General features: G+C 53.9%; 1 protein-coding gene. It reads left to right on the top strand.

Annotation, left to right across the window (positions count from 1 at the left end):
- A partial coding sequence (locus ACERY3_RS25415) for a helix-turn-helix domain-containing protein (RefSeq protein WP_373226810.1) occupies window positions 1-251 on the top strand: 251 nt, incomplete at its 5' end.
- Window positions 252-358 lie beyond the last annotated feature (107 nt).

The raw sequence follows: 358 nt of genomic DNA, 5'->3' as shown, positions 1-358 counted from the left end.
CCAGGCCTTATCAGCAGATAGCCAAAGACGTGAAAGTACCACGCGAGCGGCTCAGACTGGCGCTGGAAAGTGGGCTACAGGTAACCGCACTCGACGGGCTATTCTGGTTCGGCATTCAGCGAATTGCTGCCGACGTGCAGCGGTTACGCAAATCGGGTATGGCAATCACCACCTCCGAAACAGAGGCGTCTGATAATCTCACCGGGACGACCCGTCGGATGCCGGTTTATAGGCTTTCTGTTGGTAAGTGACTTTTAGGTACTTGCGTTATACCTCCTGTCTGCGAGAGCGTGTGAATGTTGCGGTGTATCCCACTAGCGTCGGGGTGAAACAGCGGTAAATTCAACGAGGAATTTGC

Origin of the sequence: Enterobacter cloacae complex sp. ESBL7, assembly GCF_041679625.1 — a bacterium.
Classification (GTDB): domain Bacteria; phylum Pseudomonadota; class Gammaproteobacteria; order Enterobacterales; family Enterobacteriaceae; genus Enterobacter; species Enterobacter asburiae_B.
Note: the sequence above shows the minus strand (reverse complement) of the source record. Positions and strands in the feature narration are given on the sequence as shown.